The 13,809-nt window shown below is 66.3% G+C and carries 11 protein-coding genes and 1 pseudogene; 10 read left to right on the top strand and 2 right to left on the bottom strand.

The genetic code is table 11. From position 1 onward, the window contains the following. Window position 1 precedes the first annotated feature (1 nt). From ACODSK_RS27085 to ACODSK_RS27050, 8 genes are read left to right on the top strand one after another with little or no spacing between them, the layout of a single operon-like run. Window positions 2–2,422 (top strand): efflux RND transporter permease subunit, encoded by a 2,421-nt coding sequence (locus ACODSK_RS27085; RefSeq protein ID WP_489020399.1) that lies wholly within the window; start codon window positions 2–4, stop codon window positions 2,420–2,422. Then, window positions 2,412–3,599 (top strand): MFS transporter, encoded by a 1,188-nt coding sequence (locus ACODSK_RS27080; RefSeq protein WP_489020397.1) that lies wholly within the window; start codon window positions 2,412–2,414, stop codon window positions 3,597–3,599. Before ACODSK_RS27085 ends, ACODSK_RS27080 begins: the two co-directional genes overlap by 11 nt. Then, window positions 3,596–4,363 (top strand): SDR family NAD(P)-dependent oxidoreductase, encoded by a 768-nt coding sequence (locus ACODSK_RS27075; protein ID WP_489020395.1) that lies wholly within the window; start codon window positions 3,596–3,598, stop codon window positions 4,361–4,363. The genes ACODSK_RS27080 and ACODSK_RS27075 overlap by 4 nt, the downstream gene beginning before the upstream one ends. Window positions 4,364–4,378: 15 nt before the next feature. Beyond that, window positions 4,379–4,951, top strand: a complete 573-nt coding sequence (locus ACODSK_RS27070) for a cupin domain-containing protein (protein ID WP_489020393.1) — start codon at window positions 4,379–4,381, stop codon at window positions 4,949–4,951. After that, a complete protein-coding gene (locus ACODSK_RS27065) occupies window positions 4,948–5,940 on the top strand; it encodes a fumarylacetoacetate hydrolase family protein (protein WP_489020391.1) in 993 nt (330 codons plus the stop codon). The genes ACODSK_RS27070 and ACODSK_RS27065 overlap by 4 nt, the downstream gene beginning before the upstream one ends. Continuing rightward, window positions 5,931–6,917 carry an NAD-dependent epimerase/dehydratase family protein gene (locus ACODSK_RS27060; protein ID WP_489020389.1) on the top strand — a complete coding sequence of 329 codons (987 nt, stop codon included), beginning with the start codon at window positions 5,931–5,933 and terminating at the stop codon, window positions 6,915–6,917. Before ACODSK_RS27065 ends, ACODSK_RS27060 begins: the two co-directional genes overlap by 10 nt. 11 nt (window positions 6,918–6,928) lie before the next feature. After that, complete coding sequence (locus ACODSK_RS27055; protein ID WP_489020387.1) at window positions 6,929–7,717, top strand: cyclase family protein; 789 nt, start codon at window positions 6,929–6,931, stop codon at window positions 7,715–7,717. Between the two features lie 17 nt (window positions 7,718–7,734). Then, window positions 7,735–9,351, top strand: coding sequence for an arylsulfatase (locus tag ACODSK_RS27050; protein WP_489020385.1), 1,617 nt, complete (start codon window positions 7,735–7,737; stop codon window positions 9,349–9,351). 71 nt (window positions 9,352–9,422) lie between these two features. On the opposite strand, the gene ACODSK_RS27045 is transcribed toward ACODSK_RS27050, so the two are convergent. Both ACODSK_RS27045 and ACODSK_RS27040 read right to left on the bottom strand, forming a co-directional pair. Next, window positions 9,423–10,358, bottom strand: coding sequence for a VOC family protein (locus ACODSK_RS27045; protein ID WP_489020383.1), 936 nt, complete (start codon window positions 10,356–10,358; stop codon window positions 9,423–9,425). 15 nt (window positions 10,359–10,373) lie between these two features. After that, window positions 10,374–11,531 carry an alpha/beta hydrolase family protein gene (locus ACODSK_RS27040; protein WP_489020381.1) on the bottom strand — a complete coding sequence of 386 codons (1,158 nt, stop codon included), beginning with the start codon at window positions 11,529–11,531 and terminating at the stop codon, window positions 10,374–10,376. Between ACODSK_RS27040 and ACODSK_RS27035 the strand changes: the two are divergent. After that, window positions 11,530–12,870 (top strand): annotated as a pseudogene (locus tag ACODSK_RS27035) (HAMP domain-containing protein); the annotation flags it as partial. The gene ACODSK_RS27040 and the pseudogene ACODSK_RS27035 overlap by 2 nt on opposite strands. Beyond that, entirely contained in the window at window positions 12,862–13,731 is an 870-nt protein-coding gene (locus ACODSK_RS27030; RefSeq protein ID WP_489020422.1) for a methyl-accepting chemotaxis protein, read from the top strand. The pseudogene ACODSK_RS27035 and the gene ACODSK_RS27030, both read left to right, overlap by 9 nt. Window positions 13,732–13,809: the final 78 nt, after the last annotated feature.

Genomic DNA, 13,809 nt, shown 5'->3' with positions numbered 1-13,809 from the left:
CATGAATTGCGCAAGCCGCCACCCCGAGCCGGGCAGCCCGGACGGGTTCGACCCGCGCTCCGGCTCGCTGACCGAGCGGGCCCTGTTCAACCACCGGCACTGGGTCCTGTTGCTGTGCCTGCTGACCACCCTGGTGCTGGGCTGGCAGTCCATGCGCCTGGAGCTCAACGCCAGCTTCGAGAAGATGATCCCCACCGGGCATCCCTACATCGCCAACTACCTGGAGCGGCAGCAGGAACTGTCCGGCCTGGGCAACACCCTGCGCATCGCCGTCGCCAACACCAGGGGCGAGATCTACGACGCCGACTACCTGCGCACGCTGCAAAAACTCAGCGAGCGCATCTACCTGTTGCCCGGTGTCGACCGCGCCTACATGAAGTCGCTGTGGACCCCGGCGACCCGCTGGGTCTCGGTGACCGAGGATGGCCTCGACGGCGGTCCGGTGATCCCCGACGACTACAACGGCAGCCCCGAGTCCCTTGCCGAGCTGCGGCGCAATGTGCAGTTATCCAACGAGATCGGCCAGTTGGTGGCCTTCGACCAGCGCTCCAGCATCATCCAGGTGCCGCTGCTGGCGCGCACCCCCGATGGCAAGGCGCTGGATTACGCGGTGCTGGCCGGACAACTGGAAGCCCTGCGTACCGAGTTCGCCAGCGACGGCATTGCCATCCATATCACCGGCTTTGCCAAGAAGGTCGGCGACCTGATCGACGGCCTGCAACAGATCCTGCTGTTCTTCGCCGTGGCCATCCTCATCACCACGGCGGTGCTCTACGCCTATACCCGCTGCGTGCGCAGCACCCTGCTGGTGGTGATCTGCTCGTTGGTGGCGGTGGTCTGGCAACTGGGCTTGCTGCCGCTGCTGGATTTCCAGCTCGATCCCTATTCGGTGCTGGTGCCGTTCCTGGTCTTTGCCATCGGCATGAGCCACGGCGCGCAAAAGATGAACGGGATCATGCAGGACATCGGCCGCGGCATGCACCGCGTGGTCGCCGCGCGCTTCACCTTCCGTCGCCTGTTCCTCGCCGGGCTCACCGCCTTGCTCTGCGATGCGGTGGGATTCGCCGTGCTGATGATCATCCAGATCAAGGTGATCCAGGACCTGGCGATCATCGCCAGCATCGGCGTGGCGGTGCTGATCTTCACCAACCTGATCCTGTTGCCGGTGCTGCTTTCCTACTTCGGCGTCAGCCCAAAGGCCGCCGAGATGAGCCTGCGCAGCGAACGGGCGGAGGAGAGCGGCAAGGCCCGCCATCCGTTCTGGCGCTTGCTTGACCTGTTCACTCGCAAACCCTGGGCCAGCCTGTGCATCGGCGTCAGCCTGGTGATGGCGGTGCTGGGTTTTCTGGTCAGCCTGCACCTGGCCATCGGCGACCTCGATGCCGGCGCCCCGGAGCTGCGTGCCGACTCGCGCTACAACCGCGACGATGCCTTCATGACCCGCGCCTACGGCGCCAGCAGCGACCTGTTCGCGATCATGGTGCAGACCCCGGCCGGCGCCTGCGCCCGTTACGACGTGCTGCGCAAGGTCGATGAGCTGGACTGGCAACTGCGCAGCCTGCCAGGTGTGGACTCGACCAACTCCCTGGCCTTGCTCAATCGGCGCATGCTGGTCGGGTTGTCGGAAGGCAACCCCAAGTGGTACGAGCTGCAGAACAACCAGGCGATGCTCAACATGATCACCGCCAGCGCGCCGCGCGGCCTGTACAACGAGACCTGCGACCTGCTGACCCTGTACGTCTACCTCACCGACCACAAGGCCGAGACCCTGACCCGGCTGGTGCAGCATGTCGAAGGTTTCGCCGCAGCCAACGACACTGCCGAGGTGAAATTCCTCCTGGCTGCCGGCAACGCCGGGATCGAAGCGGCAACCAATATCGTCGTGCGCGAGGCCAACCGCGAGATGCTGTTCTGGGTCTACGGCGCGGTGATCCTCCTGTGCCTGCTGACCTTCCGTTCCTGGCGCGCCACGGTGTGCGCGGTGATCCCGCTGATGCTCACCTCGATCCTCTGCGAGGCGCTGATGGTCTGGCTGGGCATCGGGGTCAAGGTCGCCACCCTGCCGGTGATCGCCCTCGGCGTGGGGATCGGTGTCGACTACGCGCTGTACGTGATGAGCATCCTGCTCGCCCACCTGCGCCAGGGCGCCAGCCTGTCCGAGGCCTATTACCGGGCCCTGGTCTCCACCGGCAAGGTGGTGATGCTGACTGGCGTGACCCTGGCCATCGGCGTCGGCACCTGGATGTTCTCGCCCATCAAGTTCCAGGCCGACATGGGCGTGCTGCTGGCCTTCATGTTTGTCTGGAACATGGTCGGCGCCCTGGTGTTGCTGCCGGCCCTGGCCCGTTTCCTTCTGCCGGTGCACCCGGCTGTCCTGCACACCGAATCGCCCCTGCGCCAGGAGGTCTCCCATGCGTCGTGAAGCCCAGGCCGGATGGCCGCAATCCCTGTTGCTGTTGCTCGGCAGTTGCCTGCCGGTGCTCGGTGCCGTGCTGCTGGCCCCGGTGTTGCCGCGGATGCAGGCGCACTTCGCCGAGGATCCGTTGGTGGCCGTGCTGGTCCCGGTCAGCCTGACCATCCCGGCGCTGCTGATTGCCTTGCTCGCGCCCTTCGCCGGCATGATCGCCGACCGCCTCGGGCGCAAGCCGCTGCTGCTCGGTTCGATGCTCCTTTACAGCCTGTTCGGCCTGCTGCCGCTGTGGCTGGAATCGTTGCCGGCGATCGTTGCCAGCCGCGCCGGGCTGGGGTTGGCGGAGGCGGGGATCATGACCTGCTGCACCACCCTGATCGGTGACTACTACCAGGGCGCCCGGCGCGAGCGGCTGTTCGCCCTGCAGATGGTCTGCACCTCGCTGTCGGCGGCGCTGTTCATCTCCGTCGGCGGTGCGCTGGGGCAGGACGACTGGCGCACGCCGTACCTGCTGTACGGCGTCGGGCTGCTGTTCCTGCCGTTGATGGCGTGGCTGTTGTGGGAGCGTCAGGTGAGCGAGGTTCAGGTCGAAAGCGACAGCGCCGGCTTCCCTTGGCGGGCCTTGCTGCCGCTGTACCTGTTCAGCCTGCTGGCGGGTGTCAGCCTGTTTATCGTGCCGGTGCAGGCGGGTTTTCTGCTCGGCCTGCTGCACGTCGATTCGCCGCAGCAGATCGGCATGGTCATGGGCGCCAATCAACTCGGCGTGATGCTCGGTGCCTTGAGTTTTCGCCTGCTGCATGGCCTGCCCCGGCAGTACCTGCTGGGACTGGCTTTCGTCACTGCGGGTATTGGTGGTGGGTTGATGGCGCTGGCCGCGGATGCGTTGTGGCTGACCCCGGCCGTCGCCCTGAATGGCCTGGGCATCGGCCTGATGCTGCCGACCCTGATCACCTGGGTCATGTCCCGGGCCACTGCGGCCCAGCGTGGACGGGCTACCGGCGGCTTCACGGCGGCACTGTTCGCCGGCGAATTCGTCAGCCCGCTGGTGGTGCTGGCGCTGACCTCGGGCAACCAGCAGGCGCTGTCCGGCGCGTTGGCGTTGGTGGCCCTGGCGCAACTGTTGTTGGCCCTGGTGTGCCTGGTCTTGCCGCGCTGGATGCCGGCGCCGTTGGCGAGGACTGCTGGATGAGCCTGCATTCGTTGTTCTCCCTGGCTGGCAAGGTCGCCCTGATCACTGGCGGCACCCGAGGTATCGGGCTGGCGATCGCCCGTCTTTACGGGCAGGCCGGGGCCCGGCTGCTGATCAGCAGCGAGAGTCGCGAGGACTGCCAGCGCGTCGTCGCCGAGCTGGGCGAGGAGGGCATCGACGCGCTGGCCTGTCCTGCCGACCTGGCGGATCGCGAGCAGATCCTGGCCCTGGCCCGCGAGGCGGGCGAAGTGGATGTGCTGGTGTGCAATGCCGGCGTCGCCCCGCACTTCGGCCCACTGCACAGCCTCGATGAGGCGCAGTGGCGCACCACCCTCGGGGTCAATCTGGAAAGCAGCCTGTGGCTGACCGGCGCGTTGCTGCCGGGCATGGCCAGGCGTGGCGGTGGCAGCGTGGTGCTGATGGCCAGCATCGCTGGCGTGCGCGGCAACAAGGCCCTGGGTGCCTATGGCCTGAGCAAGGCCGCCCTGGCGCAACTGGCGCGCAACCTGGCAGTGGAGTGGGGACCGGCGAATATCCGGGTCAATGCAATCAGCCCTGGGGTGATCGAAACCGCCTTTGCCCGCCCGCTCACCGACAACGCTGAAGTCATGCAGCGCCGCCTGGCGCTCACCCCTCTGCGCCGGGTCGGCACGACGGACGAAGTGGCGGCCCTGGCCCTGCTCCTGGCCGCCCCCGGTGGCGCCTTCATCTGTGGACAGAATCTGATCGTCGATGGTGGAACCACCATCGGCGACGGCAATTGAACGGAGTACCTCCCCATGCAAGCACTTCCCCCCTTCAAGCGCGTCGTCACCGGCCATAGCCCTGCCGGTAAGGCGCTGGCTGCGCTGGTCGGCGCGGTGCCCACCAGTCTCGAACTCAAGTCCGTGCCCGGTACGGTGTTCCACGAGGTATGGAGCAGCGATGCCAGCCCGGTGCCGATCGACAACGGCGCGGACCCGACCCTCAGGCCATTGGTGCTGAGCCCGTCCGCGCTCGGCAGCCTGATCCGCGTGGTGGATATCCCGCCGGACAGTGTGCAGAACCAGGTCAGCGACGCGGCGGCTGCGGCGGTGTTCGCCGAGATCGGCGAGTCCCATGCCGGTACGGGCACTGGCCAGTCCCGGCACAAGCTGATGCACCGCACCGAAACCCTCGACTACGGCATCGTCACCGAAGGCGAGGTCTGGCTGGTGCTGGACGATGAAGACGTGCACCTCAAGCGCGGCGACATCGTGGTCCAGCGCGGTACCAACCACGCCTGGAGCAACCGTACCGAGGCGATGGCGCGGATGGTCTTCATCCTCCTCGACGGGCGCTATGCCGAGCAGTTGCAGGAGGTGCTGGCATGAAGCTCGCGACCTTGGCCGATGGTAGCCGCGACGGGCGCTTGCTGCTGGTGTCCCGGGACCTGCGCCGGGCGGTGGACGCCGGCGATATCGCCGCGACCTTGCAGGTGGCAATCGACAACTGGGCGCAGGTCGAAGCGCGCTTGCAGGCGCGCTATGCGGCCTTGAACGACGATCCCTCGGGCAACGCCTTCGACTTCGATCCGCAGCAGGTCATGGCCCCGTTGCCGCGTGCCTGGCAATGGCTGGATGGCTCGTGCTTCCTCAGCCATGGCGAACTGATGCAGCGCGCCTTCCGTCTCGACCCCATCGAAGGTGTCGAGGACACGCCGCTGATGTACCAGGGGGCAGGTGATGATTTTCTCGGCCCGCACCAGGATATCCCGCTGCCCAGCGAGGCCCATGGCATCGATTTCGAAGGCGAGTTCGCCGTGCTGGTGGACGAGGTGCCGATGGGCTGCTCCGCCGAGCAGGCGTTGCGCCACGTACGCCTGATCCTGCAACTCAACGACGTCAGCCTGCGCGCCCTGGCGCCACGAGAAATGAAGACCGGCTTCGGCTTTATCCAGGCCAAGTCGTCCTCCAGTTTTGCCCCTGTCGCGATAACGCCGGACGAGCTGGGCGAGGACTGGCGCGAGGGGCGGGTACATCTGCCGCTGCACGTTGAGCGCAATGGCGAATGGTTCGGCCATCCCTACGGTGGCGCCATGCACTTTGGCTTCCACCAGTTGATCGCCCATGCGGCGCTGACCCGGCGTCTGACGGCGGGTACGCTGATTGGCTCGGGCACTGTCTCCAATGCCGAGCGCAGCGTCGGCTCGGCCTGCATCGCCGAGCGGCGCGCGGTCGAGATGATCGAGCATGGCGCGCCACGTACGGCCTTCATGCATTTCGGCGAGCGGGTGCGCATGGAGGCCCGTTGCCCGGATGGCTCGCCGCTGTTCGGCGCCATCGACCAGCAGGTGGTCCAGGCAGGTGCAGCATGCGTGTAATGGTCACCGGGGCGGCCGGCTTCCTCGGGCGTCAGTTGGTCCAGCGCTTGCTGGCGTCCGGGCACTTGCGCGGGCGGCGGATCGAAGCGCTGATCCTGCTTGACCAGCACCTCGAGGGCTTTGCCGATGACCCGCGCTTGCGTCACCTCACCGGCAGCATCACCGACCCGGCGTTGCTACGTCGCGGGCTGGCCGACGGTGTGGATGTGGTCTTCCATCTGGTCAGCATCGCCGGCGGTGCGGCCGAGGAAAACTATGCCCTGGGGCGCCAGGTGAACCTGCTCGCCAGCCTGCAACTGCTGGAGTTGCTGCGTAATGCCCAACGCCCGCCCGTACTGGTGTATGCCAGCAGCGTTGCGGTGTACGGCGGCGACCTGCCGCTGCGCATGGACGAGTACCAGCGTCCGCGTCCGGCGCTGTCCTATGGCGCGCACAAGCTGATGATCGAACAGCAACTCGGTGATCTGGCCCGGCGTGGCGAGGTGGATGGCCGGGCGCTGCGCCTGCCCGGCATCGTCGCCCGACCGGGCGAGGGCGCGGGATTGCGCTCGGCCTTCATGAGCGAGTTGCTGCAACGCTTTGCAGCAGGGCAGCCCTACACCTGTCCGGTCTCGCCGCGGGCCACGGCCTGGTGGATGTCCGCCGCCTGCTGCGTCGACAACCTGCTGCACGCCGCCGAACTCGATCTGCAAGCCGAGGCGCCGTGCCGGGTCTGGCAATTGCCGGTGTTGCACCTGTCCATCGAGGCTGTGGTGGATGCCCTGGCCGAGGTCTTCGGCGAAGAGCGCCGGGTCCTCATCGACTACCAGCCGGACCCCGCACTGGAAGCCTTGTTCGGGTGCTTTCCACCCCTGCGCACGCCCCTGGCCCGAAGCCGCGGCTTTCGCCATGACGGTACGGCACGAGCGCTGGTGCGCAACGCCCTTGATCTCACTCATCGCCTCCGCGTTGCGCGGGCGATCGCTACCACTGCCTGAGGGAACATCCCATGACTCCACGTCGCAAACGCCGCCTGGTCGACCTGTCGGTGACCCTGGACAACAACCCCTACACCGATCCGCCGCCGCTGCTGCCCAGGATCGACTACATGGACCACCAGCAGGGCTGGCCGGAAATGGCCGCGATGTTCCCGGGCCTGGCCATCGAGCAGATGCCCGGACAGGAATCCTGGGCCGCCGAGCGCCTGTCCATCACCACCCACAGCGGCACCCATATGGATGCGCCCTGGCACTACGCCTCGACCACCGATGGCGGCAAGCCCGCGTTCGGTATCGACGAGTTGCCTTTGGAGTGGTGCCTGCAGCCTGGGGTGAAGCTGGACTTCCGCCATTTGCCGGACGGCCATGTCGTCCGTGCCGCCGAGGTCGAGGCCGAGTTGCAACGCATCGGCCATGACCTTCAGCCGCTGGATATCGTACTGGTCAACACCCGAGCCGGCAGCTTGTTCGGCCAGTCGGGCTACCTCGATGCCGGGGTTGGCATGGGCCGCGAGGCCACCCTGTACCTGCTCGATCGCGGGGTTCGGGTAGTGGGCACCGACGCCTGGAGCTGGGACGCGCCGTTCAGCTTCACTCGCCAGCGTTTCGCCGAAAGTGGTGACGCCTCGATCATCTGGGAAGGGCACAAAGCCGGGCGCGATATCGGTTACGGGCAGATGGAAAAGCTGGCCAATCTCGATAGCCTGCCGGCCAGTGGCTTCCTGGTGTCCTGCTTCCCGTACAAGATCAAGCATGCGTCGGCCGGTTTCGTCCGTGCCGTGGCCATCTTCGAAGAATAAGAAAAGCGAGGCTCCCTGTGCGTTTCCCCTTCCTGCTCACTGCGCTGGCATGTCTTGTGTCCGGCGCCGCGGTGGCTGCCGAGCGGCCGAATATCCTGCTGATTCTTGCCGATGACCTGGGCTACTCCGACCTTGGCGCCTATGGCGGCGAGATCGCCACGCCCAATCTCGACCAACTGGCCGCCCAGGGCCTGCAACTGACCAATATGTACGCTGCGCCGACCTGTTCGCCGACCCGGGCGATGCTGATGTCCGGCACCGACAACCACCTGGCCGGGCTGGGCACCATGGAGGAGGCGATCCAGCCATTCCAGCGCGGCAAGCCGGGCTACGAGGGCTATCTCAACCAGCAGGCCCATTCGATCGCCGAGTTGCTGCGCGATGGCGGCTATCGCACCAGCATGGTCGGTAAATGGCACCTGGGCCTGGGGCCGGAACAGGGGCCTGACCGTCGTGGTTTCGAGCAGTCCTTCACTCTGCTCGAAGGCGGTGGCGTGCACTTCAAGCCGCCGGCGCAACCCTCAGCGAAGATCGAACGCATCACCTACCGGGAGAATGGCCAGCCGGTAGAGTTGCCGGAGAATTTCTACTCGTCCGACTTCTACACCGACAAGCTGATCGACTACCTGCGCAAGGGCCAGGACAGCGGCAAGCCGTTCTTCGCCTACGCCGCCTACACTGCGCCGCATTGGCCGTTGCAGGCGCCGGAGGCATGGCTGGACAAGTTCCGCGGCCTGTATGACCAGGGCTACGACAAGGTCCGCCAGGCGCGCCTCGAACGCCAGCGCGAGAAGGGTTTGCTGGCGGAGGATTTCGTGGCCGCGCAGCGCCTGCCGGTGGCGGCGGACCTGCCGGGCTGGGAACAACTCAGTCCGCAGCAGCGGCAGGTCGAGGCGCGCAAGATGGAGGTCTACGCGGCCATGGTCGGCAACCTCGACTACAACATCGGGCGTTTGCTGGATTACCTGAAAAGCACCGGGCAGTACGACAACACCCTGGTGGTGTTCATGTCGGACAACGGTGCGGCGGGGGAGCGGCACGAGCAGTTCTACCCGGCGGGAGCGAATACCGACAACAGCCTGGACAACCTCGGGCGTCGCGGCTCGCAGATCGACTATGGCCTGCGCTGGGCCGAGGTCAGCGCCACGCCGCTGCGGCTGTTCAAGGGCAGCACCGCCGAGGGCGGGATCAGCGTGCCGGCGATCGTGCATATGCCGCGTTCGCTGGCGCGCCAGGGCGTGGAGCGCGGGGTGGCGCGGGTGGATGATCTGGCGCCGACCTTCCTGGAAGTTGCCGGGTTGACGGTTGCGCAAGAGCAGGGGAAACACCCGATCACCGGGCGTTCGATGCTGCCGATGCTGGAGGGCAAGGGGGCAGCGGCGCGGCCGTTGGCCGGGGAGTTGTTCGGCAGCCTGTATTACCGCGAGGGCAATCTGAAACTGCTCGGGCTGCGACCCTGGGCGATGCCCGGGCAAGCGCCGCAGGCGATGCGCTGGCAGTTGTTCGACATAGCACGGGACCGGGGCGAAGTGGACGATCTGGCCGAGCGGGAGCCGGAGGTGTTCGAGCGCTTGAAGCGGCAGTGGCAGGTGTATGCGAAGGAGGTTGGGGTGGTTGTTCCACCGCAGCGATGAGGCCATCAACAACACAGCTGAACCAGATGAAATAAAAAAGGGGTGTCATTCGACGCCCCTTTTGCATGCCCTCAATGCTTCGTCGGCGGTCCTCCCGGGAACCACTTCTCCTGATAGTGGAAGAGGAAGTACTGCGAGTTATCCGCACCCGGCGCCGCTACCCGGGCGGTCCACTGTTCATCGTGCAGGTCCATGTCGGCGTCGTACTCGACATGACAGCCCATGGGGCTGTTGAAGTACCAGAACCAGTTCGAGCCCAACTGATGCCGTCCCGGTCCCCAGAACGACTCGTAGCCTTTCTCGACGAAGCGGGTCCCGGCCATCAGCACCTCGGTCGGGCCACCCATATGGAAGGTGAAGTGCTCGATGCCCTTCATGAACGGCGGGGTCTGGATCAGGAACAGGGTGTGATGGTCCAGGGTGCCGCCCGGGCGCAGGAACGGTCCGGTGCCGGCGAAGCGGTCGGTGCAGACGAAGCCCAGGCGCGTGTAGAACGCTTCGGCGCGGTCCGCATCCGGCACGAAATACACGACGTGGGACAGGCTGCGCGGCAATGCCGGCATGTCGTTGCTGGCGCCCAGTGCATTGACCGGCCGCCCTGCCTGCGCACCCGGCGCATGGCTGGCCTCGCCAGGCAGGTCGAGGGTACGGCGTCGGGTGATGCGAAAGCCCAGGGCGAAACCCATATCGTCCACGCAGCGCAACACGCCGTCAGCGCCATGATGGACCTCGCGGTCCTTGCCCAGCTCCGCCGCGATGGCCTGCAACGTGGCTTCGTCGGCGACGCCGTAGACGGTCTCGCGCAGGGTGGTGGCGGTTTCCATCGCCGCTGGCAGGCGCGGGTCGTGGCGTGGCCGGATCAGCACGCCAGTGCCGTCGAGCGCTTCCAGCCAGCCGCCACTCTCATCGATATCGCAAGGCTTGAGACCGTAGTCGGTCATGTACTGCACGCAGTCCTCGACGTTGTCCACGCCGAAGACCAGGTAATCGGGTCCGATGATGTTCATGATCGTGTCCTGGAGTCAGGCGGTGCGGCCGCCAAGGGTCTCGGCCACCCAGTCGGCGATGTACTGGCCGGCGTTGATGGAATTGTCGAAGCTGGAGTGCTGCACGCCGCCTTCGCGGGAGGTGAAGATCTTCAGTTCGCGCTTGGGGCTGTTGGCCAGTTGCTCGTAGGTGCGGTGCGCCCATTTGAGCGGGATCTGCGAGTCCTGCTCGCCATGGGTGACCAGGAACGGCACGCGGATCTTCTCGACCACGCCATCGAGGTGGACGTTCTCGGCGATCTGCATGAACTCTTCGATGTCCTTGCCGCCCCAGACCCAGCGCACATGCTCCCAGTAATGCGGCACCGGGAAGCTGCCTTCACGTTCCAGGCGGCGCTTCTGCACATCGCGCCAATCGTGGTTGGCACCCCACACCACGCCGCAGGCGAAGCGCGGTTCGAAGGCCACGGCGCGAGGGCAGTAGTAGCCACCCAGGGACACGCCCTCGCAGCCGATGCGCAGCGGGTCGATGTCCTCGCGGTCCTGAAGCCAGTCGACCACGCGGCTGGCCCAGTGCTCGGCGTCGTAGCGCGCCTTGAGGTCATGCAGGCGCAGGGCTTCGCCGGTGCCGGGCTGGTCGATCAGCAGCGAGGCGACGCCACGTTTGGCCAGCCAGGCGGGCAGGCCGACGCGGTATTTCATTTCCTTGGTGGAGTCCAGGCCGTTGAGCTGGACCAGGATCGGCGCCGGGCCAGTGACGCCCTCGGCGCGCACGTAGAGGCCGGAGATCACCTTGCCTTCATAGGGAATCTCGACCCGCTCGCAGTTCTCTTTCGATAGCGCCACGCCGCGGGCGAAGGTGTCGAGAAAACGCTGGTACAGCGCCATGCGTCCGGGGGCGCCGTGGGCCTGGAGGCGTTCGCAGGTCAGGTAGTAGGTTGCTGCACGGTTGTATTTTTCGCCAGCGGACAGCAGTCGACCGCCAGCCTCATCCTCGCCGGCCATTTCGCACAGCTTGTCGGCCATCTTCGCCCAGGTCTGGCGGAAGGCCTGGGTGCCTTCGGCATCAGGTTTGCTCGCCGCCTCTTGCAGCGGCTCGCACATCTCGACGATCTCGCCGATACGGGCCCCCATCTCGATGGCCAGATTGACCGAGAGGTTCCACACGTAGTTGCTCGGGAAGTAACGGAACATGGTTGGTTTCCTTCTTGTTATGCACGTCGCCGGCAACTGCACAGGCATGGGCGACGGCGCCCTTCGGGCAGCCGTTGCAAGCTCGCATGGGGCTTGGGAATCGGACAAATCGCTTGTTCGGATGCCAGCTATCCGGGGACGCGATACATGGCGCCGGCCGATGTTTCGCATCGCCAGATGCGATTGGTGGGGCGGGGAAGCAAGCGGGCAGGATGGGCGGCCGCGCACGAAGCGCGGCTTTGCGAGGAGGATGCCCTTGTCTGTTTCCAGCGTGTTCGAAACCATCCCGTCCACCGGTCCGTTCGGCCGTCTCAGCGTGGGCGGCAAGCTGTCGCTGGGCTTTGCCCTGGTGCTGGTCTGCACTCTCGGCATGGGCCTGGCGGCCTGGTATGCGTTGCAGGTGAGCCAGGCCAACAGCGAGCGTTTGCGCGGGCTGGAGCGCTTGCAGAATCACCTGGCCGACGCGCGGCAGGCGGAGAAGGTGTTCGCCTTGGTGTTGACTGCCGAGTCCGCAGAGCAAGTGGCCGCTGCCTTGCACAAGCTGCGCGGTGAGTCGGCCGACGGGGATGTCGCGAGGTTCGCTACGGAGTATCTGCAAGGCTTCCAGGCCTATGCCAGGGCCCGCCTGCAAGCCCAGGATGCGCGGCTGCGCATGCAGGAGCTGGCGCAGGGCGTGGGGCAGCGCTTTGCCGGGGTGTTTCTAGATCAACTGGATGACATCAATACCGGGCTGGAGCAGGAGCAGTCACCAGACACGGCGACCATGCAACTGCTGGAAGACGCCGCCGCGCTGCGCGAGCGCCTGGCCAACCTGCGCGACAGCGAGCTGTATTTCACCCTCGATCCGCAGCAGCGCTATCGCGATGACTGGATCAACCGGGTCAACGAACTGGGCACGGCCTTGAGCAGCCTTGCCGCGCGCCTGGAAGGTGAGCGTCGTCATGGACTGGACGAGGCCACGGCGGCGCTGGAGGAGTACCGCCAGGCGTTCCTGCGCTACAGCGACAGCGGCGAGCAGGCATTGCAGCAGCAGGCAGCGATGAACAGCGCGGCGCAGCAGGCGATCGCCACCCTCGATGATCAGCGTGAGCGTGCTGCCTTGGCGTGGCAGGTGCAGCGTCGGCATCTGGATCTGCAACTGGCCTTGATGCTTGGACTGGCCTTGCTGTCGAGCATCACCGCTTGCGTAGTGATTCGTCGCTCCATCGTCGTGCCGGTCCGGCGGATGCTGGCGTTGGCGCAGCGGACCGCTGCAGGGGATCTGCACGGGCATCTGCCCCGGCTCGGGCGCAGTGATGAGCTGGGGCAATTGAACGAGGCGATCGGCGTGATGCTGCAAGCGCTGCGCGATCTGGTCGGGCGCATTGGTGGGGATGCCGACCAGCTGGATGTCGCGGCCGACACCCTGGCCGGGATGGTCGAGCGCACCGGGCAAGGCGTACGCGACCAGCGTCGGCAGACCGGCGAGGTGATGCAGGTCATGCAGTTGATGACCCAGGCGACGGTGCAGGTGAATCAGCGGGTCGATACCAGCCAGGACAGCCTCGGGCAGGCCAGTTCGCTGATTCATGAGGGGGATCGGCTGGTGCGCGAAGCGAGCCAGTGTCTTCAGCGCTTGTCCACCGAGATGGGGGCGGGGACTGCGGCCATGCAGTTGCTGCAAAGCCAGAGCGAGGCCATTACCGGCGTACTGGATGTGATCAGTGCGGTGGCTGAGCAGACCAATCTGCTGGCGTTGAATGCGGCCATCGAAGCGGCTCGGGCCGGGGAGCATGGGCGCGGCTTCGCGGTGGTGGCGGATGAGGTGCGCGGGTTGGCAAGTCGGACCCGGGCGTCCACCGGGGAGATCGACGGGATGATCCAGCGGCTGGGCGAGGTGACCCGGGCGGCGGCCGCCAGCCTGGATGACAGTCAGCGCCTGACCGGAGAAGGGGTGGCGCTGACGGCGAGGGCCAGCGAGGTGCTGGTGGCGATCACGGCGAGTATCGTCGAGGTGGAGAGTGCGGCAGGGCATATCGCTGAAGCGGCGCGGACCCAGCAGGATCTGGCCTGGCGGGTGGATGGCGCGGCCAGGGAAGTGGAGCGGGTGGTGGAGCAGAATGCGGCGGAGTGTGCGCGGCTGGAGGCGGCGAGCGAGGGGTTGCAGCGGCTTAGTGCAGGGCTCGGGGAAGCGTTGGGTGTATTTCGCGCCAAGCACTGATTCAACGATCTAGCGGGGACTTGTGGGAGCGGGTTTACCGGGACGCCGGACCGCCGCGATGGCGTCGGTGACACCACC

The organism is Pseudomonas sp. FG98, from assembly GCF_057808595.1.
The sequence above is the reverse complement of the archived record's forward strand: the minus strand, read 5'-3'. Positions and strand labels throughout refer to the sequence as shown.

Bases quoted from the DNA above. Each gene is read 5' to 3' on its own strand.
- ACODSK_RS27085 (WP_489020399.1), top strand. From the start codon at position 2: ATGAATTGCGCAAGCCGCCACCCCGAGCCGGGCAGCCCGGACGGGTTC.
- ACODSK_RS27080 (WP_489020397.1), top strand. From the start codon at position 2,412: ATGCGTCGTGAAGCCCAGGCCGGATGGCCGCAATCCCTGTTGCTGTTG.
- ACODSK_RS27075 (WP_489020395.1), top strand. From the start codon at position 3,596: ATGAGCCTGCATTCGTTGTTCTCCCTGGCTGGCAAGGTCGCCCTGATC.
- ACODSK_RS27070 (WP_489020393.1), top strand. From the start codon at position 4,379: ATGCAAGCACTTCCCCCCTTCAAGCGCGTCGTCACCGGCCATAGCCCT.
- ACODSK_RS27065 (WP_489020391.1), top strand. From the start codon at position 4,948: ATGAAGCTCGCGACCTTGGCCGATGGTAGCCGCGACGGGCGCTTGCTG.
- ACODSK_RS27060 (WP_489020389.1), top strand. From the start codon at position 5,931: ATGCGTGTAATGGTCACCGGGGCGGCCGGCTTCCTCGGGCGTCAGTTG.
- ACODSK_RS27055 (WP_489020387.1), top strand. From the start codon at position 6,929: ATGACTCCACGTCGCAAACGCCGCCTGGTCGACCTGTCGGTGACCCTG.
- ACODSK_RS27045 (WP_489020383.1), bottom strand. From the start codon at position 10,358: ATGAACATCATCGGACCCGATTACCTGGTCTTCGGCGTGGACAACGTC.
- ACODSK_RS27040 (WP_489020381.1), bottom strand. From the start codon at position 11,531: ATGTTCCGTTACTTCCCGAGCAACTACGTGTGGAACCTCTCGGTCAAT.
- ACODSK_RS27030 (WP_489020422.1), top strand. From the start codon at position 12,862: ATGCTGCAAGCGCTGCGCGATCTGGTCGGGCGCATTGGTGGGGATGCC.